General features: G+C 72.2%; 18 protein-coding genes and 1 pseudogene. 16 read left to right on the top strand and 3 right to left on the bottom strand.

The annotated features are described in order from the left end of the window. Nucleotides 1–94: 94 nt before the first annotated feature. Nucleotides 95–1,453, top strand: coding sequence for an NlpC/P60 family protein (locus ACZ6SD_RS29625; RefSeq protein WP_465320308.1), 1,359 nt, complete (start codon nucleotides 95–97; stop codon nucleotides 1,451–1,453). Nucleotides 1,454–1,472: 19 nt separating this feature from the next. Here the strand turns inward: ACZ6SD_RS29625 and ACZ6SD_RS29620 are convergent, their stop codons facing one another. Then, a complete protein-coding gene (locus ACZ6SD_RS29620; RefSeq protein WP_465320307.1) occupies nucleotides 1,473–2,924 on the bottom strand; it encodes a carboxylesterase/lipase family protein in 1,452 nt (483 codons plus the stop codon). Nucleotides 2,925–3,051: 127 nt separating this feature from the next. On the opposite strand from ACZ6SD_RS29620, the gene ACZ6SD_RS29615 reads away from it, so the two are divergent. Both ACZ6SD_RS29615 and ACZ6SD_RS29610 read left to right on the top strand, forming a co-directional pair. Continuing rightward, nucleotides 3,052–4,398, top strand: coding sequence for an NtaA/DmoA family FMN-dependent monooxygenase (locus tag ACZ6SD_RS29615; protein WP_465320306.1), 1,347 nt, complete (start codon nucleotides 3,052–3,054; stop codon nucleotides 4,396–4,398). Between the two features lie 107 nt (nucleotides 4,399–4,505). Then, nucleotides 4,506–4,727, top strand: coding sequence for a hypothetical protein (locus ACZ6SD_RS29610; RefSeq protein WP_465320305.1), 222 nt, complete (start codon nucleotides 4,506–4,508; stop codon nucleotides 4,725–4,727). Here ACZ6SD_RS29610 and ACZ6SD_RS29605 read toward each other — a convergent pair. Beyond that, entirely contained in the window at nucleotides 4,708–5,862 is a 1,155-nt protein-coding gene (locus tag ACZ6SD_RS29605) for an oxygenase MpaB family protein (RefSeq protein WP_465320304.1), read from the bottom strand. The genes ACZ6SD_RS29610 and ACZ6SD_RS29605 overlap by 20 nt on opposite strands. A 262-nt stretch (nucleotides 5,863–6,124) precedes the next feature. On the opposite strand from ACZ6SD_RS29605, the gene ACZ6SD_RS29600 reads away from it, so the two are divergent. After that, nucleotides 6,125–6,718 carry a GrpB family protein gene (locus ACZ6SD_RS29600; protein WP_465320303.1) on the top strand — a complete coding sequence of 198 codons (594 nt, stop codon included), beginning with the start codon at nucleotides 6,125–6,127 and terminating at the stop codon, nucleotides 6,716–6,718. A gap of 41 nt (nucleotides 6,719–6,759) precedes the next feature. Then, nucleotides 6,760–7,116 (top strand): hypothetical protein, encoded by a 357-nt coding sequence (locus tag ACZ6SD_RS29595; RefSeq protein WP_465320302.1) that lies wholly within the window; start codon nucleotides 6,760–6,762, stop codon nucleotides 7,114–7,116. A 149-nt stretch (nucleotides 7,117–7,265) separates the two neighbouring features. On the opposite strand, the gene dinB is transcribed toward ACZ6SD_RS29595, so the two are convergent. Further along, on the bottom strand, nucleotides 7,266–8,540 hold the full coding sequence (gene dinB / locus ACZ6SD_RS29590) for a DNA polymerase IV (RefSeq protein ID WP_465320301.1): 1,275 nt from the start codon (nucleotides 8,538–8,540) through the stop codon (nucleotides 7,266–7,268). Nucleotides 8,541–8,899: 359 nt separating this feature from the next. On the opposite strand from dinB, the pseudogene ACZ6SD_RS29585 reads away from it, so the two are divergent. The 11 genes and pseudogenes from ACZ6SD_RS29585 to ACZ6SD_RS29535 form a co-directional block, all read left to right on the top strand. Next, nucleotides 8,900–9,124 (top strand): annotated as a pseudogene (locus ACZ6SD_RS29585) (YkvA family protein); the annotation flags it as partial. Beyond that, entirely contained in the window at nucleotides 9,121–9,705 is a 585-nt protein-coding gene (locus ACZ6SD_RS29580; protein ID WP_465320300.1) for a class I SAM-dependent methyltransferase, read from the top strand. The pseudogene ACZ6SD_RS29585 and the gene ACZ6SD_RS29580, both read left to right, overlap by 4 nt. After that, nucleotides 9,702–10,286: a molybdenum cofactor guanylyltransferase gene (mobA, locus tag ACZ6SD_RS29575; protein ID WP_465320299.1), complete on the top strand. Its 585-nt coding sequence runs from the start codon at nucleotides 9,702–9,704 to the stop codon at nucleotides 10,284–10,286. Before ACZ6SD_RS29580 ends, mobA begins: the two co-directional genes overlap by 4 nt. Nucleotides 10,287–10,327: 41 nt before the next feature. Next, nucleotides 10,328–11,404, top strand: coding sequence for an AAA family ATPase (locus ACZ6SD_RS29570; protein ID WP_465320298.1), 1,077 nt, complete (start codon nucleotides 10,328–10,330; stop codon nucleotides 11,402–11,404). Nucleotides 11,405–11,469: 65 nt separating this feature from the next. After that, a complete protein-coding gene (locus ACZ6SD_RS29565; RefSeq protein WP_465320316.1) occupies nucleotides 11,470–12,351 on the top strand; it encodes a DUF58 domain-containing protein in 882 nt (293 codons plus the stop codon). Further along, the gene (locus tag ACZ6SD_RS29560; RefSeq protein ID WP_465320297.1) at nucleotides 12,348–13,331 is read left to right on the top strand and encodes a VWA domain-containing protein; all 984 of its coding nucleotides are present in this window, start codon (nucleotides 12,348–12,350) and stop codon (nucleotides 13,329–13,331) included. Before ACZ6SD_RS29565 ends, ACZ6SD_RS29560 begins: the two co-directional genes overlap by 4 nt. Nucleotides 13,332–13,468: 137 nt before the next feature. Continuing rightward, on the top strand, nucleotides 13,469–14,173 hold the full coding sequence (gene fabG, locus ACZ6SD_RS29555; protein ID WP_465320296.1) for a 3-oxoacyl-[acyl-carrier-protein] reductase: 705 nt from the start codon (nucleotides 13,469–13,471) through the stop codon (nucleotides 14,171–14,173). 38 nt (nucleotides 14,174–14,211) lie between these two features. Continuing rightward, nucleotides 14,212–14,979: an enoyl-ACP reductase FabI gene (fabI, locus tag ACZ6SD_RS29550; protein ID WP_465320295.1), complete on the top strand. Its 768-nt coding sequence runs from the start codon at nucleotides 14,212–14,214 to the stop codon at nucleotides 14,977–14,979. Nucleotides 14,980–14,993: 14 nt separating this feature from the next. Next, complete coding sequence (locus tag ACZ6SD_RS29545; RefSeq protein ID WP_465320294.1) at nucleotides 14,994–16,031, top strand: ferrochelatase; 1,038 nt, start codon at nucleotides 14,994–14,996, stop codon at nucleotides 16,029–16,031. 6 nt (nucleotides 16,032–16,037) lie between these two features. After that, on the top strand, nucleotides 16,038–16,649 hold the full coding sequence (locus ACZ6SD_RS29540; protein WP_465320293.1) for a TetR/AcrR family transcriptional regulator: 612 nt from the start codon (nucleotides 16,038–16,040) through the stop codon (nucleotides 16,647–16,649). A gap of 82 nt (nucleotides 16,650–16,731) precedes the next feature. Next, nucleotides 16,732–17,202 (top strand): SRPBCC family protein, encoded by a 471-nt coding sequence (locus ACZ6SD_RS29535; RefSeq protein ID WP_465320292.1) that lies wholly within the window; start codon nucleotides 16,732–16,734, stop codon nucleotides 17,200–17,202. Nucleotides 17,203–17,325: the final 123 nt, after the last annotated feature.

Below are 17,325 nucleotides of genomic sequence, written 5' to 3'. Positions count from 1 at the left end.
GCCACTGGTGCTGGTGTTTCCCTTGTTACAACTGGTAATTCGAGTGTCCCAAGTGGCACGCTGGCACTGTGGGGATTCCTGTGTCGACACGGAGGTGGGCGTCGTGACCGCTCGCGGATGGGCCCGGTTCGCGACCACGCTCGCCCTCGTCTGCGCGCTGGCGGCTACCGGCGTCCACGCCGCCGTCGCCGTCCCGCCACCGCCGCCGAACCCCAGCGACGCCGAACTCGACGCGGGCCGCGCGGCGGCCAAGACCAAGGCGGGCGAGGTCGGCAGGCTGACCAACCAGCTCGCCGAGGCCGAGTCCCGGTTGCTGCGGCTCCAGGCCGAGGTCGAGGCCGCGATGGAGGACGCCAACAAGGCGCTGGTGGACTTCGAGGCCGCCCGCGACGCCGCCGCGGCGGCAAAGGCTGACGCCGACGCCGCCCACCGGGAGGCCGAGGCGGCGGGCGAGACCATCGAGGAGGTTCGCGGGCGGCTGGACCAGTTCGCCGCGGGCAGCTACAAGCAGGGCGCCACGATCGGCTCCATGTCCGCGTACATCGGGGCCAAGAGCCCCGAAGACCTGCTCGCCCGCGCGCAACTGCTCAACGCGGTCGGCGGCAGCGAACTCGACGCCCTCGCGGCCATGGACCGCGCCCGCGCCGAGAAAGCCAACAAGGACTCCCGCGCCCGCGCCGCCCTCGCCGAGGCCACCGAGCGCCAAGCCGAGGCGGAAGCGGCCAAGCGCACCGCCGACGCCGCCACCGCCGCCGCGCACCGCGCCCGCCAGGGCCAGGTCGAGCAGGCCCGAGCCCTGGAGAGCACCCGCGCGGACTACGAGCGCCAACTCGCCGCGGCCCAGGCAGCGGTCGGCGGCCTGGAGAACCAGCGGGAGCGCTACCAGCAGTGGCTCGTGGCCAAGCAGCGTGAAGACGAGCAGAACGCGCTGCTCGCGGCCCAGGCCAACGCGGCCCAGAACAGCGCCGCCCAGTCTTCCGGCGCGGGCGCCGCGGGCCCGCCCGCAGCCCGCCCCCCGAACCCGCGCCCGGGCAACCGCGCCCAGGTCGTGATCAACCGAGCGCTGTCCCAACTGGGCGTCCCCTACGCCTGGGGCGGCGGCAACGCCCACGGCCCCACCCGAGGCATCCGCGACGGCGGCGTCGCCGACGCCTTCGGCGACTACGCCAAGGTCGGCTTCGACTGCTCCGGCCTGATGATCTACGCCTTCGCGGGCGTCGGCGTCCGCCTCCCGCACTACAGCGGCTACCAGTCCGCCGCGGGCCGCCGCGTTCCACTGAGCCAGATGGCCCCCGGCGACATGTTGTTCTGGTCCACCGGCGGCCGCATCCACCACGTGGCCCTCTACATCGGCAACGGCCAGATGGTCGAGGCCCCCTACTCCGGCTCCCGCGTCCGCATCGCCCCGGTCCGCTACGGCGGCATCGTCCCCCAGGTGACCCGAGTCCTCTGACGGGGACGGCGATCCGGTGTCATCCCGTCACGTCGAGGATGCCGAATCGCTGGTCGCGCCAGATCTTGTGCGAGGGCATTTCGGGGTATTCGGTGACTGTGGGCGCGGTGTCGTAGACGCGGGTGGCTCGTCCTCGTGGTTCGTAGCGCGCCCAGCCGGGGGCGCCCGTCGCGGCGAAGGACAGGTGTTCGGACCGCATCAGCTTGGACAGCCGCGCGGCCTGATCCATGGCGGCCGGGCCCGCTTCCGACAGCCCGGTGCCGATGTGGGTGGTGCCGAACACGAGCAGGGTGTCCAGGGCGTGGGAGGCGCCCGCGGGCCCGAATCCCCAGCGGAGCTCGGAGAGCCACACCCGGGCCCCGCCCGCGTGGGCCGCCTCGGCGATGTGGACGGTGGGCATCCGGAACAGCCAGTCCGACAAGGCCGTCTCGCGCAGCTTCCGGGGCGGAAGGGACGGGTAGGCGGCCCGGTAGCGCTGTGCGCCCGGCGTCGGGGTCAGCCCGCTGACGAGCGCGTCGACCTCGGCGTCGCCGATGTCGCCCAACCGAGTGGCGAGGAGGCTGAACTCGTCGCGGGTGTGGCCGATGAGCAGGTCGACGTCGCGGGCCGCGCCGTCGCCGAGACCGGACCAGGGAGCGACGGGCAGGATGTCGCCGTCCACGACCGGGGAGAAGGGCGTGGGGGTGTGGGCGACGGCGCCCCACCGGCGCGCGTGCCGCGGGAGTCGGGCGGTCACGGTCCGGGCGGCTTCGACTAGATCGTCGGGTGGTACCTCGGCGAGGTTGCCCACCCGTGGTGAGCGGCCGAGTTCGGCGCTGATCTCGGTCGCGATATCGGTGGCGAGAGCGGGGGCGAAATAGGTTCCCGGAATGCTCTGCAAGATGGCGCGGCGGAAAAGCCCGGTCGCCGTGGGCATTACCAGCAGCGCGGCTATGGAGCCCGCTCCAGCGGACTCGCCGAACACGGTGACGTTCGCGGGATCGCCGCCGAAAGCGGTGATGGTGTCGCGGACCCAGCGCAGCGCGGCGAGCTGATCGAGCAGCCCGCGGTTGTCGGGCGCGCCGTGGAGGCTGGCGAAGCCCTCGAACCCGGTTCGATAGTGGGCGCTGACCACGACCACGCCCGCCCTGGCCAGGATCGCGCCGTCGAAGTGCGGATTAGCTGTGTCGCAGTGCAGGTATTTGCCGCCGCTGATCCACACGACGACCGGCAGCCCGGTCCGGCCGGGAGAAGGAGTCCAGACGGCGAGGTTCAACCAGTCGTCACCCGCGGTCGGGCGACCCGGCTGTGGCGGGGGCGGGCCGAACGCGGTGGCCGGGCGGACTCCCTCCCACGGCGCAGGGGGACAGGGGGCGGCGAAGCGGCGCGGCCCGACTGGCGGCGCGGCGAAGGGCACACCGCGGAACACGGCTACCCCGTCCTTCCAGACTCCTTGGACTGTTCCGGCGGAGGTGCGCACCTGGCTGGTCATGGTCGACACCTTCGCACCGGCCCAGTGCGGGCGCGGCCGGGAGGATCGATTCGCCCCGGGACATCGCCGCGTGTGGGCGGGCACACTGTGCGGTGGTGTCGGGAGCGGGCGACGGGAGGCGGGGCGCGTGCGGGGGAAACCGAAGCCGATTCACCTGGCCGCGCATTTTCCGGGAGTGAACAACACGACGGTGTGGAGTGACCCGGCGTCCGGCAGCCACATCGAGTTCGCCTCGTTCGCCCACATGGCGCGGACAGCGGAGCGGGCGAAGTTCGACTTCTTCTTCCTGGCCGAGGCGCTGCGGGTGCGGGAGCAGGCGGGGGCCTTCTACGACGTGGACGTGGTCGGCAGGCCCGACAGCTTCACCGTGCTGGCCGCGCTGGCGGCGGTCACCGACCGGCTGGGGCTGGCCGGGACGATCAACTCGACGTTCAACGAGCCGTACGAGGTGGCTCGGCAGTTCGCGTCGCTGGATCACCTGTCCGGCGGGCGGGCGGCGTGGAACGTCGTCACCTCGTGGGACGGGTTCACCGGGGAGAACTTCCGGCGCGGCGGGTACCTGCCCGAGGAGCAGCGCTACCAGCGGGCAGAACGGTTCCTGCGCGCGACTTGGGCCCTGTTCGACTCCTGGGGACCGGACGACGTGGTCGCCGACCAGCGGTCGGGGCGGTTTCTGCGCGACTCCCAAGTCGGGGCGTTCGAGCACCGTGACGACCACTTCGACATCGCGGGCCGGTTCGCCGTGCCCAGGGGGCCGCAGGGGCGGCCGGTGATTTTCCAGGCGGGCGACTCGGACCAGGGCCGTGAGTTCGCCGCTGCCGCCGCCGACGCGATCTTCGGCAAGCACGCCGAGCCTGCGGCGGCCAAGGCTTTCTACGCCGACGTCAAGGGCCGGCTGGCCCGGCACGGCCGCACCCCCGACGACCTGCTGGTGCTGCCCGCCGCGACGTTCGCGCTCGGCGACACCGACGCCGAGGCGCGCGAACGCGCCCACGCCGTCCGCCGCGCCCAGGTGTCCGGGCCGGTCGCGATCAAGTTCCTGGAGCGGCACTGGAACCGCGACCTGAGCTCCTACGATCCGGACGGCCCGCTGCCCGAGGTCGACCCGCTGGTCGACGCCGAGCCGATCGCGCGAGGACGCGCCCGGAGCTGGGCGCCGCGGGATCTGCTGACGCTCACCCGCGGCTGGCGCGACCGGGCGGCGGCCGAGCGCCTGTCGATCCGGGAGCTGGTCATCCGGGTCGTCGGGCCGCAGACGTTCGTCGGCGCGCCCGCGACCGTCGCCGAGGCCATCGCCCGGCTGGTGCGGGAGGACGCCGCGGACGGGTTCATCCTCGTCCCGCACGTCAGCCCGGGCGGTCTGGACGAGTTCGCCGACACCGTCGTGCCCCTGCTCCAGGATCGCGGCCTCTTCCGCGCCGACTACACCGGCCCGACCCTGCGCGACCACCTCGGCCTGGCCCCGCGCCGGTGAGCCGCCGCGGTCCGCCGAAGATCCAGCGCCGTGCGGAAATGCCTCCTCATTTTCCTCAGGAGCGAGTCACAGCGCGCTGATGCTGCCATGGCCGCGCGCGGCACGGCGTGCCGCTGGTCATGTCGCCGCCGCCGGAGCGGGCGTGCTCGCGCCCGACGCCGAGGCCGTGCGGGACGGCCATCGCCGAGCCGTCGGTCCGGGACCGGGCCGCGGTCGTCGCCGACCAGATCGCGGCGCTGCTTGGACCCGGGGTCGTCCTCGATCGGGTGCCTACGCCGTTGACCGCTCCTGAGGCTCAGGCGTGGTGCGTCAACCCGGTGTCTGGGTGAGGTCGTCCGCCGCGGCGGGGCACATGCCCGCGGCGAGCCATCTCTCCCGCAGGTCCGCCGGAATGGTCAGCGCCGTCGACTGGCCGTTGGTCAGGGTGCGGACGCTGCCGCCGAGCAGCATGCTGCCCGCCTTGTCCAGAATGACCCGGGCGACCCCGTTGCTGTCCTCCGAGCGCTCCAGAAACCGCACGATTCGGGTTCCCGCGCGCACGGCCCGGCTCCAGGCAAGGGAATGCGGCACGCCGAGCGAGTCCGCGACCTCCGGATTCACCACCTGGCGGATCATGGCGGCCGCCACGCCGTCGAACGCCTTGCCCGGAATCATCCGCTCGTAGAGTTCGAGCAGTTCCCGGGTGAGTTCGGCCCCCTCGGGCGAGCCCGCGTAACTGGTCTCGACCAGGTCGGTGCTCATCCGCTGGGCCTCGGCCAGCGTCTCGGGCATGATCTCGGCGGGAATGCCGAGCATCGCGCCGGTCACCCGCCACACGTAGTAGTAATTCTCGGCTTCCCGGTCGGTCACCGAGATACCCATTCGGCGCATTCCCTCGATCACCTGGACCGAGAAGATGAGCAGCGCGGCAAGCATGTCGAGCTGGCAAATCGGCACGCCGTCCGCGTCGTCGTCCCACTGGGCCGACGCGTCGATGAAATAGCGGACGGCGGCGTGGATCAGCCGCGTCTTCTGAATGGTCGGCACGAACGCCCCGCCGGAGCCGAACGGGTCGCGGCCCATCATGTCCAACACGAACTGCGAGGTCTCCGACAGCCGCCGGTGCGGCTGGTTCAGCCCGTGGGTCAGGGCCAGCACCCGCGACGACCTGGGCTGGGCGTAGCAGTTCACCATCGCCCCGTACGACAGCACCGAGGCCACGTGCACCCCGTCGTCGACGAAGAACTCGTACGCCTCGGCGACCCGGTCGAGATCGGCCCACGCGGGCGGGGCGTCGGTGGCGACGAGATAGGCGCGCACCGATTCGGGCAGGTTCTCGGGAATGGGCTGGTCGTTGTCGCGGAAATGGGCGAGGACTTCGTTCACCGCGCCGATCCGGCCGGAGGCGACCAGATCGGCGATCACCGCGTCCGCGAGCGGGTCTCCGACGAACTTCAGCGCCTCCAGCGCCCTGACGTCATCCATGTCGTCGCCGCCTTCCACGGTCCCGCCGGGAACAATTCCCCGGACGTGTCAGTCCAGCGTGTTTCGGGGCGGCGCACCACTCCGCGTTCGGGTGATGAAGGAGTGAGCGGTTTCTCCATTCCGTGACCGAGCGAGACCGGTGGCGAAAACCGGCTGAGTAGACGCACCATCAAGAACCTGGGGACGCTGCGTCAAGGACGGGCCCGCGCCGCCCCGGCACACTGGGAGAGGCGGTGCCGAACGCCTGCGAGAGGGAGCGCCCATGCCATCCACCCCCAACCCGGCGGGTCCCGAGCTGATCAGCGACGAGGACCTGCGGAAGCTCACCGTCACCGAGCTGACCCCGCACAACGCCACCATCACCCTGGTCGACTACGACCCGCGCTGGCCGGAGCTGTTCGCCCGGGAAGCCGACCGGATCACCGCGGCGCTCGGACCCGCCGCGCTGCGCGTCGAGCACGTCGGGTCGACCTCGGTGCCGGGACTGGTCGCCAAGCCGATCATCGACATCCTGCTGGTGGTGCGCGACTCCGGCGACGAGGCCGGGTATGTGCCCGTGCTGGAGGAGGCGGGGTACGTGCTGCGCATCCGCGAGCCGGACTGGTTCGAGCACCGCCTGCTCAAAGGCCCGGACACCGACGTGAACCTGCACGTCTTCAGCGACGGCGCGGCTGAGATCGACCGAATGCTGCGCTTCCGCGACTGGCTGCGGGCCAACCCCGCCGACCGCGACCGCTACGCCCGAGGCAAACGCGACCTGGCCAAGAACACCTGGCGGCACGTGCAGCACTACGCCGACGCGAAGACCGCCGTCGTCACCGAGATCATGCGCCGGGCGGACGCGGCCGCAGAGTAAACCCGCGCGGCGGACGCGCGTCTCATCCTATCGTCGGCGCCGTGCTGGAACTCGGAAGCCGGGAGCGCAGGCAACCCGCCCCCGCCCACGTCGTGTGGGAGTCGCTGACCGAGCCGCGCGCGCCCGGGACCCGCCCCTGGCTTGACCTCCTGCCCGACGAAACCGAACCGCACGTCCTCGACAGCGCGCATCCGCACCTGGTCGTGTGGTCGTCCCTGTGGCCGGACCGCCCGGACGACCGCGTCCGCTTCGATTTGCGGCCCGTCGGGCAGGAGTGCGGACTGCGCTGGACCCTCACGACCACCGGCGAGCCGCCGAGCGCCAGCAGGCTCGGACACCTGCGGTACCGCCTGAATCTGCTGGTCAACGACCGTCTCCGGCGCTCTTACGGGCAGTAGACGCGAATGCCGCAGGCAAGCCGACCTGTCGCGCTCTCACGGGCAGTGGATGTCCGGTTGGCTGGGAATCAGGCACGGGCGGGTCGCCCCTTGGTCGGGTGGCGGCCCGCGGTGACTGTGGTTCCGCCGAAGGCACGCGCCGCGGGTGTCTAGTCGGGCAGCAGTGGCACGGACAGTCCCGGGTCGTGGCCGAGCAGGGCGGCGCGGGTGATCGCCGTCGAGCCGAAGCGGTCACGCAGGGTGTCGAGGGTCGCGTCGAGGTCGCTTGACGCGCGGGTCGAGAGCCGCTGCTCGATGTGGTGGCCCGGCGCGGGACGCCGGTGCGCGGACCGTGGCGGGTGTTGCTCTGGGGATCGGGGTTGGTGGAGGGGGAGTTCGAGTTGGCGGGGGGTGTCGTCGGCCAGGTTGGACAGGGCGAGGCCGATGAGGGTCAAGCCGTTGGCCTCAATGGCGGGGCTTGCGACGGCGAGCAGGCCGCGGGCGGTGAGCAGGATGGTCTCCGTGCTCGTCGTCGGGTGGGCGAGCGTGTGGGAGCGGGTGACGCGGGTGAAGTCCGCGTGGCGCAACCGCAGGGTGACGGTCCGGCAGGACCGGCGGGCGCGCCGCAGTCGCCGCGCCAGGCGGTCGGCCAGGGCGGTGAGGGTGGCGTCCAACTCCTGGGGCGACCGCTGCCGGGACCCGAGGGCGCGCTGGGCGCCGATCGACCGCCGCCGCCGACCCACCCGCACCGGGCGCGGGTCGCGGTTGTGGGCCAGGGCGTGCAGGTGCCGTCCGGCGGCCTGCCCGAGAAGGGAGACGAGGTCGGCTTCGTCGTAGGCGGCCACCTGCCCCACGGTGGCGATGCCGCGGGCGCGCAGCTTGGCCGAGGTGACCTCGCCGACGCCCCATAATCGCTCGACCGGCAGCGGGTGCAGGAACGCCAGTTCGCCGTCGTGGGGGACGACGAGCAGGCCGTCCGGCTTGGCGACGGCGCTGGCGACCTTGGCCAGGAACTTCGTCCGCGCCACCCCCACCGTGATCGGCAGCCCCACCCGCTCGGCCACGTCCCGCCGCAGCCGCTCGGCGATGCCGCCCGGACTGCCCGCGATCCGCCGCAGCCCACCCACATCGAGGAAAGCCTCGTCAATGGACAGCCCCTCGACCAGCGGCGTCGTCGCGTGGAACACCTCGAACACCGCCTTGGACGCCGCCGCGTACGCCGACATTCGCGGCGGCACCACCACCGCCCCCGGACACAGCCGCCGCGCCTGCCCGCCGGTCATCGCGGTGCGCACCCCGTCCGCCTTGGCCTCGTAGCTGGCCGCCAGCACCACCCCGCCGCCGACGATCACCGGCCGCCCGCGCAGGGCAGGGTCGTCCCGCTGCTCGACCGAGGCGTAGAACGCGTCCAGGTCGGCGTGCAGGATGGGGCCCTCGTTCGACACGAACACATGTTCGCATCCGGCGCCGACAAAACCCCGCTATGCTGTGCGGACCGCAACACCGTCGATGGCTCCGGGCGCGCCGCGAAGCGCCCGTCCGCATGACTGACGCTTTCCGGGAGGGCTCCTCCCGCCCGCGGTGAGCCCGGCGATCCGGCCCCGCACCCGCCCCGTACCGCGCGCCGCCCCTCTCGTGCTGGGGTCACCTCATCGCCGCGCCGCTGTGGCCGCTGCACGGACAGAATCTGGGCACCCTGCTGCGGACGTGCGACGCCGTGGGCGCCTGCCTGGCCGTCCTCTGCAAACTGGCAGGCTTGCTCTGACGCGGACGACGAGGAGCGGGCATGGCCTGGGATTGGCTGATCAGGGCCGCGGTCGGCCTGCTGCCGGCCTACCTCGCCCTGCCGATCGACCTCGTCCCCGATTTCATCCCGGTGCTCGGCCACGCCGACGATGCGATCCTGGTCGCGGCGGTCCTCCGGTCCGTCGTGCGCCGCCGCGGACTGGAGACGGTCCGCGCCCACTGGCCCGGCGCCGACGAGGGCTTCGCGGTCCTGTCCCGCCTCACGAGACTGGCGAACCGATGACCGATTCCCGCTTCTGGGACGCCCAAGCCGCCACGTTCGACGCCGAACCCGACCACGGCCTGCTCGACGTGGAAGTCCACGCGGCGTGGGCGCGGGTGCTGCTGCCCGCGCTGCCGCCCGCGCCCGCGCGGATCGCTGATCTGGGTTGCGGCACCGGAAGCGTGGCGCTGCTGTTCGCCGACGCGGGGCACGATGTGTCCGGTGTGGACTATTCGGCGCGCATGATCGAGGCGGCGAGGGCGAAAGCCGGGGCGGTCGCGTTCCATCAGGCCGACGCGGCGGACCCGCCGCTGCCACCGTCCACTTTCGACGTCGTGTTCGCCCGGCACGTGCTGTGGGCGCTGCCCGATCCGGACCGGGCGCTCGCCACGTGGTGCCGCCTCCTGCGGCCAGGGGGCCGCATCGTGCTCGTGGAGGGCCGGTGGCACACCGGGGCCGGGATTTCGGCCGCGGACTGCCGCGATCTGGTTCTCCAGCACCGAGAACACGTGACGGTCCGGCGGCTGGACGACCCCCGGCTGTGGGGAAAGCCCATCTCCGACGAACGGTGCCTGCTCGTCGGCCGTAGGCTCGCCGCATGACTGCATGGGCGGCGATTTTGCTCGCGGGTGGTAGCGGGTCCCGGCTCGGCGGGGCCGACAAGCCGGGACTGGTGATCGGTGGGCGGACCCTGCTGGACCGGGCCGTGGCCGCCGTCGACGGGGCGGCCACGGTGGTCGTGGTCGGTCCCCAGCGGCCGACCGCCGTGCCCGTGCGGTGGACCCGGGAGCGGGTGCCCGGTTCCGGGCCGGTCGCCGCGCTCGCCGCCGGGCTCGACGCGGTGGGTGCGGCCGGGCTGCCCGATGACGCGGTCGTCGTGGTGCTCGCCGCTGACCTGCCCTCGGTGTCCTCGGCGACCATCGGGCGGCTCAGGGCGGCGGTCGTGAAGTCCGGCGCCGTCCTGATCGATGACGACGGCCGCGACCAGTGGCTGCTCAGCGCGTGGCGCAGGGACGCGTTGCGCGCGGTCCTTCCCGAACACCCGGAAAACGCGGCGCTGGGCCAGGTGCTGTGCGCGTTGGCGCCCGTCCGGGTGCCCGACGCCGACGGGTCGTCTTCGGACATCGACACGCCCGCCGATCTCGACGCGCACTCCAGTTCACAGGGCTCACACCGTCTCTGAGGTTGTCTATACCCCGGTGGAATGACCTTTTGAAGAGGAGGATGCCGGTGACCGAGCCTGGGCAGGCCGAACTCGCGAGCGAGACGCCCACGACCACTCCGGCGCGGGACGCGCAGCTGCTCGAACGCACCGTGTTCGAGGTCAAGCGGGTGATCGTCGGGCAGGACCGCCTGGTCGAGCGGATGCTGGTCGGGCTGCTGGCCAAGGGGCACCTGCTGCTGGAGGGCGTGCCCGGCGTGGCGAAGACCCTCGCGGTGGAGACCTTCGCGCGGGTCGTCGGCGGGTCGTTCTCCCGCGTGCAGTTCACCCCCGACCTGGTGCCTGCCGACATCCTCGGCACCCGCATTTACCGGCAGGGCAGCGAGCGCTTCGACGTCGAACTCGGCCCGGTGGTGGCCAACTTCGTGCTCGCGGACGAGATCAACCGCGCGCCAGCGAAGGTGCAGTCGGCGATGCTGGAGGTCATGGCCGAGCGGCACGTGTCGATCGGCGGCCAGACCTTCCCGATGCCCGACCCGTTCCTGGTGCTCGCCACCCAGAACCCGATCGAGAACGAGGGCGTCTACCCGCTGCCCGAAGCGCAGCGCGACCGGTTCCTGTTCAAGATCATCGTCGAGTACCCGACGGTGGAGGAGGAACGGGAGATCGTCTACCGGATGGGCGTCACGCCGCCGGAGCCGAGCCAGGTCCTCACCCCCGAGGAGCTCAAGCGCCTCCAGGGCGTCGCGTCCACGGTCTTCGTCCACCACGCCCTGGTCGACTACACCGTCCGGCTCGTGCTGGCCACCCGCACGCCCGCCGAGCACGGCCTGTCCGACGTCGCGGGCTGGATCGCCTACGGCGCGTCGCCGCGCGCCAGCCTCGGCATCGTCGCCGCGTCCCGCGCGCTCGCGCTGGTCCGCGGCCGCGACTACGTGCTGCCCCAGGACGTGGTCGACGTCGTCCCCGACGTCCTGCGCCACCGGCTCGTGCTGTCCTACGACGCGCTCGCCGACGGCGTGCCCATCGACCACATGATTTCCCGCGTGCTGCAGACCGTGCCGCTGCCGCAGGTCTCCGCGCGCCCGCAAACCGCCGCGGGCCACGCGGCCCCCGCCGGGGTGAGCGGCAGGCCGTGAGCAGGCACAAGGCCGCCGAGGGCGAGCGCCCGAACTGGGCGCCGCCGGTGCTGCGCGGCGACCGGATGGAGGCGGGGCTGCGGCTGCTGGAGATCGACGTCCGGCGTCGGCTTGACGGCCTGCTGCAGGGCAACCACCTCGGCCTGGTCCCCGGACCCGGCTCCGAGCCGGGCGAGGCGCGCCCGTACCAGCCCGGCGACGACGTGCGCCGGATGGACTGGGCCGTCACCGCCCGCACCACGGTCCCGCACATCCGCGAGACCGTCGCCGACCGGGAACTGGAGACCTGGGTCGTGGTCGACCTGTCCGCGAGCCTGGACTTCGGCACCGCGGCCTGCGAGAAGCGCGACCTGGCCGTGGCCGCGGTCGCCGCGATCGCGCACCTCACCCGGGGCGGCGGAAACCGGATCGGCGCGCTGATCGCCAACGGCGAGAAGATGATCCGCATCCCGGCCCGCGGCGGGCTCGCGCACGCGCGCGGCCTCGTCCGCAAGGTCGCCGAGACCCCGCGGGCCAGCGAAGGCGTCCGGGGCGACCTGGCGAACGCGGTCGAGCAGCTGCGCAGGCCGCCGCGCAGGCGCGGACTGGCCGTGGTGGTCTCCGACTTCCTCGGCGGCACCGAGTGGCAGCGCCCGCTGCGCGCGCTGTCGCTGCGCCACGAGCTGATCGCCGTCGAGGTCGTCGACCCGCGCGACATCGACCTGCCCGACGTCGGCACCGTCGTCCTGGCCGACCCGGAGACCGGAAGGCAGCGCGAGGTGACCGCGTCGGCCTTGCTGCGCAAGGAGTTCCACGCCGCGGCCGCTGAGCACCGCGCCGAGGTCGCCACCGGCATCCGGCGCGCGGGCAGCGGCCACTTGGTCCTGCGCACCGACTCGGACTGGATCGCCGACATGGTGCGCTTCGTCGTCGCCCGCAAGCGCCGCTGGTCGGGGGGAGCGGCATGAGCTTCCGGAACTTCGCCGAGCCCTGGGCGTTCCTGCTGCTGATCGCGGTCGCCGCGCTGGCGGCGGGCTACCTGCTGGCCCAGCGCGCGCGGCGCAAGCGCACGCTGCGGTTCACCAACCTGGAACTGCTGGAGAAGGTCGCCCCGAAGCGCCAGACCTGGCCGCGGCACCTGCCCGCGGTGGTCATGGTGCTGGGCCTGCTGCTGCTGACCACGGCCATGGCGGGCCCGACCGCCGAGCAGAAGGTCCCGCGCAACCGCGCCACGGTCATCCTGGTCATCGACGTCTCCCTGTCGATGGAAGCCACCGACGTCGAGCCGACCCGGCTCAAAGCGGCCCAGGTCGCGGCGAAGTCCTTCGCCCAGGGCCTGACCCCGGGGGTGAACCTCGGCCTGATCACCTTCGCGGGCACCGCCACCGTCCTGGTCGCCCCCACCACCGACCGCGAGGGCGTGGCCAAGGCCATCGACAACCTCAAACTGGCCCAGTCCACCGCCACCGGCGAGGCCATCTTCGCCGCCCTGCAATCGATCGAGGGCTTCTCCCAGGTCGTCGGCGGCCCGGAAGGCCCACCCCCGGCCCGCATTGTGCTGATGTCGGACGGCAAGCAGACCATCCCCACCGAACAAGAGGACGACCCCAGGGGCTCCTTCACCGCGGCCCAGGCGGCCGCGGACAAGAAGATCCCCATCACCACCATCTCCTTCGGCACCGCAGACGGCACCGTCGAAATCGAGGGCCGAGTCCAGTCCGTCGCCGTGGACGACGAGGCCATGGCGGAAATCGCCCGCCTCTCCGGCGGCGAGTTCCACAAGGCCGCCACCGCGGGCGAACTACGCCGGGTCTACGACACCCTGGGCGAGCAGATCGGCTACGAGATCAAGGAAACCGACGCCAGCAGACCCTGGCTGACGCTCGGCACCCTGGCCGTCTTCCTGGCGGGCGCGGCCTCGCTGACCCTCGGCCAACGCCTGCCGTAGCCGCCGCGGCTACGGCAGGCCCGGCGGAAAGCGAACGGTATCCCGCGTTGGCCCGGGTAACAGGGGCAGCTAAGGAGGATGTCAGCGCGGACCGATAGCCTCCTCGCCGACGGCTTGGCGGGTAGATGGGACGGCGAATGGGACGGTCGGTACTGGTCACTGGCGGCAACCGGGGTATCGGGTTGGCCATCGCGCGGGCGTTCTCGGCTCAGGGGGACAAGGTGGCCGTCACCCACCGGGGGACCGCCGCGCCGGAGGGGTTGTTCGGGGTGCGGTGCGATGTCACCGACGCCGCGGCGGTGGACGCGGCGTTCACCGAGGTGGAGAACGCGCACGGGCCGGTGGAGGTCTTGGTGGCCAACGCCGGGATCACCGATGACACGCTGCTCATGCGGATGGACGAGGAGCAGTTCACCCGGGTGCTCGACGCGAACCTCACCGGGGCGTTTCGGGTCACCAAGCGGGCGACCCGCAACATGCTTAAGGCCCGCTTCGGCCGCATCGTCTACATTTCCTCCGTGGTGGGCCTGCTCGGCTCGCCCGGGCAGGTCAACTACGCGGCCAGCAAGGCCGGGCTGGTCGGCATGGCCCGGTCCATCGCTCGGGAACTCGGCTCGCGGGCCATCACCGCCAACGTGGTGGCGCCCGGGTTCGTGGCCACCGACATGACCGAATCACTGACCGAGGACCGCAAGAAGCAGATCCTCGCCTCGGTTCCGGCTGGCCGCTACGCCACCCCGGAGGAGGTCGCCGCGGCGGTCACCTTCCTGGCCTCCGACAGCGCGGCCTACATCACCGGCGCGATCATCCCGGTCGACGGCGGTCTCGGCATGGGCCACTAGCAGCAGCACTCACCAACCACACGGAGGACACCCCAGCGATGACCGGACTGCTCGAAGGCAAGCGCCTGCTGATCACCGGCGTGATCACCGACTCGTCCATCGCCTTCCACGTCGCCAAGGCCGCGCAGGAGCAGGGCGCGCAGGTCGTGCTGACCGGCTTCGGGCGGCTGAGCCTGGTCGAGCGGATCGCCAAGCGGCTGCCCGAGCCCGCGCCGGTCATCGAACTCGACGTGCAGAACGACGAGCACCTGGCCACCCTCGCCGACCGCGTGCGCGAGCACGTCGACGGGCTCGACGGCGTCGTCCACGCGATCGGCTTCGCCCCGCAGTCCTGCCTGGGCGCGCCGTTCCTCGACGCGCCGTGGAAGGACGTCGCGGTGGCGCTGGAGGTCTCGGCGTACTCGCTGAAGTCGCTGGCCACCGCGACGCTGCCGCTGCTGTCGCCGGGCGGATCGATCGTCGGCCTCGACTTCGACGCCCGGGTCGCCTGGCCCGCCTACAACTGGATGGGCGTGGCGAAGGCGGCCTTCGAGTCGACCAACCGCTACCTCGCCCGCGAACTCGGCCCGAAGGGCGTGCGGATCAACCTCGTCGCCGCCGGTCCCGTGCGGACCATGGCCGCGAAGTCGATCCCCGGGTTCGCCCAGCTCGAAGAGTCCTGGGGCGAGCGCGCGCCGCTCGGCTGGGACGTCAACGACGCCACCCCGGTCGCCAAGTCCGTGTGCGCGCTGCTCTCGGACTGGCTGCCCGCGACCACCGGGTCGATGGTCTGGGTCGACGGCGGCGTGCACGCCCTCGGAATGTGAGTTAAATCAGCGGTATGACCGACGCGTTGCTGTGGCTGTCCTTCGGCGGCCCCGAGTCCCCGGCCGACGTCCGGCCGTTCCTGGAGAACGTCACCCGGGGACGCGGGGTCCCGCCGGAGCGGCTGGACGAGGTGGAGAAGCACTACCAGCACTTCGGCGGCGTCTCCCCGATCAATCGGCTCAACCGGGAGGCCATCGATGCGGTGCGCGCCGAGCTGGCTCGCCAGGGACTGGACCTGCCGGTGTACTTCGGCAACCGCAACTGGCACCCGATGGCCGAGGACACCGTGGCCAAGATGGCCGCGGACGGCGTCCGCCGCGCGTTGGTGTTCCCGACGAGCGCCTACGGCGGGTACTCGGCGTGCAGGCAGTACCACGAGGACATCGTCCGGGCCCGCGCCGCGACCGGGGACGACGCGCCGGATCTGGTGAAGCTGCGCCAGTTCTTCGACCACCCGCTGTTCGTCGGGGCCTTCGCCGACACCGTGCGCGCGGCCGCCGCGGGCGTGCCGGAGGACTACCGGCTGGTGTTCACCGCGCACTCCGTGCCGGACTCGGCCGACGTGGCTGCGGGCCCGCCGGACGAGGGCGGCCGCCGCTACTCCCGCCAGGTGGCCGAGGCGGCGCGGCTGGTGGCGCGGGAGGTCGGCGCCGACGAGTACGACGTGGTGTGGCAGTCGAGGTCCGGGCCGCCGCGCATCCCGTGGCTGGAGCCGGACATCGTCGACCACATCGAGGCGCTGCACGGGCGCGGCGTGCGGGCTGTCGTGGTGTGCCCGGTCGGGTTCGTCAGCGACCACCTGGAGGTGGTCTGGGACCTCGACACCGAGGCCGCGGCCAAGGCGGCGGAACTGGGCATGTCCTTCGCGCGTGCCGCCACCCCCAGCGGCGACCCCCGGTTCGCCGAGCTCGTGGTGGAGCTGATCCGCGAGCACCTCGACGGAGCCGAGCCGCGCAAGCTGTCGGACTTCCCGCTCGCGGGCCGCACGGCGAACGGCGCCCCGTGCGCGGTCGCCTGCTGCGAGGCCCCCAAGCGACCCGCCCGGGCCTGACCGGTTGTGACCGAACCGCCTGCCGAGCGCGGCGCGTACCACCACGGCGCGCTGCGCGCCGCGCTCACCGAAGCCGCCCTCGACATGCTGGACGAGAGTGGCCAGGCGGGGGTCACGGTCCGTGCGGTCGCGCGCCGGGTCGGGGTCTCACCGGGCGCGCCGTTCCGGCATTTCGCCGACCGGCAGGCACTGCTCACCGCCGTGGCCGAACGCGTGCTGGCCGACTTCGGCGCCTGGCAGCGGGCCGCGGTCGCGGACGCGCCCGCCGACCGGCCTGCGTTCTACGCCTTCGGGCTCGCCTTCGTCCGCTACGCGGCGACTTACCCGCACCGTTTCGACCTGCTCCGGGCAGCGGTCTACGGTCGGGAACTGCCTGAGGCGCTGCGCCCCGGGATGGCCCAGTTCGGCGATTTCGCCACGGAGCTGATCGTGGCGGGCCAGCGGGCGGGGGAGCTGCGACCGGGTGACCCGGACATGGTTCTCCTCGCCGCGCACGCGCTTGTCTACGGGCTCTCCCAGATGATCGTCGACGGTTTCCTGCCCGCTGAGAACGCCGAGCGGTTGGTCGAGGGCGCGCTGACGGTCTTCGGCCAGGGCATCAGCGGCCTGTCGGACTGAAATCCGCATTGTCAAGATCTTGACGGGAGTCCCGGGCACCGATGTAATCGGCGCTTACATGGTGTGTGTGAGAGGGGTGCCCGTGAAGCTGTACACGAAGCCGCTCGCGACCGGCGAGGTGATCATCGGCGCTGGCGCCGACGAGGTGTACCGGGTGGTCAGCGATCCATCGGTGATGGCCAAGCTGGGAGAGGAGATCGCTGAGGCGCAGTGGCTGGACGGGGTGGGTCTGGCGGCTGTGGGGGCGAAGTTCAAGGGGATCAACCGGAATGGTCGGCGGCGGTGGGTCACTATCTGTGAGATCACGGACGCCGATCATGGGCGGCGGTTCGCCTTTGAGGTGCGGACGGCGTTTCGGGTGCCGATCTCTCGGTGGCAGTACGACATCGAGCCGGTGGGGGACGGGTGTCGGGTCAGGGAGACGAACTGGCTGCGGGCGCCGTTGTGGTTCCTGCCGATCGCGATCACGGTCACTGGGGTGTTGAACCGGATTGGGCATAACCGGGCGAATATCGCTACTACGTTGAATCGGTTGAAGCAGCATCTGGAGTAGGTGGGCGTGCTCGCCGGGGGGCTGGTTCTGGGGGTTGCTCGATGGGGTGGAGTGGTTTCTTCGGGGCCCCTACGAAGGAAGATCGCCGTGTGAAAGACGGGTGGGATGCCTTCGGCCTCACAC

The organism is Actinokineospora sp. NPDC051303 (genome assembly GCF_055586285.1).
This window is presented reverse-complemented; position numbering and strand designations above follow the sequence as displayed.

Bases quoted from the DNA above. Each gene is read 5' to 3' on its own strand.
- ACZ6SD_RS29620 (WP_465320307.1), bottom strand. From the start codon at position 2,924: ATGACCAGCCAGGTGCGCACCTCCGCCGGAACAGTCCAAGGAGTCTGG.
- ACZ6SD_RS29605 (WP_465320304.1), bottom strand. From the start codon at position 5,862: ATGGATGACGTCAGGGCGCTGGAGGCGCTGAAGTTCGTCGGAGACCCG.
- ACZ6SD_RS29600 (WP_465320303.1), top strand. From the start codon at position 6,125: ATGCCATCCACCCCCAACCCGGCGGGTCCCGAGCTGATCAGCGACGAG.
- ACZ6SD_RS29580 (WP_465320300.1), top strand. From the start codon at position 9,121: ATGACCGATTCCCGCTTCTGGGACGCCCAAGCCGCCACGTTCGACGCC.
- mobA (WP_465320299.1), top strand. From the start codon at position 9,702: ATGACTGCATGGGCGGCGATTTTGCTCGCGGGTGGTAGCGGGTCCCGG.
- ACZ6SD_RS29570 (WP_465320298.1), top strand. From the start codon at position 10,328: ATGCCGGTGACCGAGCCTGGGCAGGCCGAACTCGCGAGCGAGACGCCC.
- ACZ6SD_RS29565 (WP_465320316.1), top strand. From the start codon at position 11,470: ATGGAGGCGGGGCTGCGGCTGCTGGAGATCGACGTCCGGCGTCGGCTT.
- ACZ6SD_RS29560 (WP_465320297.1), top strand. From the start codon at position 12,348: ATGAGCTTCCGGAACTTCGCCGAGCCCTGGGCGTTCCTGCTGCTGATC.
- fabG (WP_465320296.1), top strand. From the start codon at position 13,469: ATGGGACGGTCGGTACTGGTCACTGGCGGCAACCGGGGTATCGGGTTG.
- fabI (WP_465320295.1), top strand. From the start codon at position 14,212: ATGACCGGACTGCTCGAAGGCAAGCGCCTGCTGATCACCGGCGTGATC.
- ACZ6SD_RS29545 (WP_465320294.1), top strand. From the start codon at position 14,994: ATGACCGACGCGTTGCTGTGGCTGTCCTTCGGCGGCCCCGAGTCCCCG.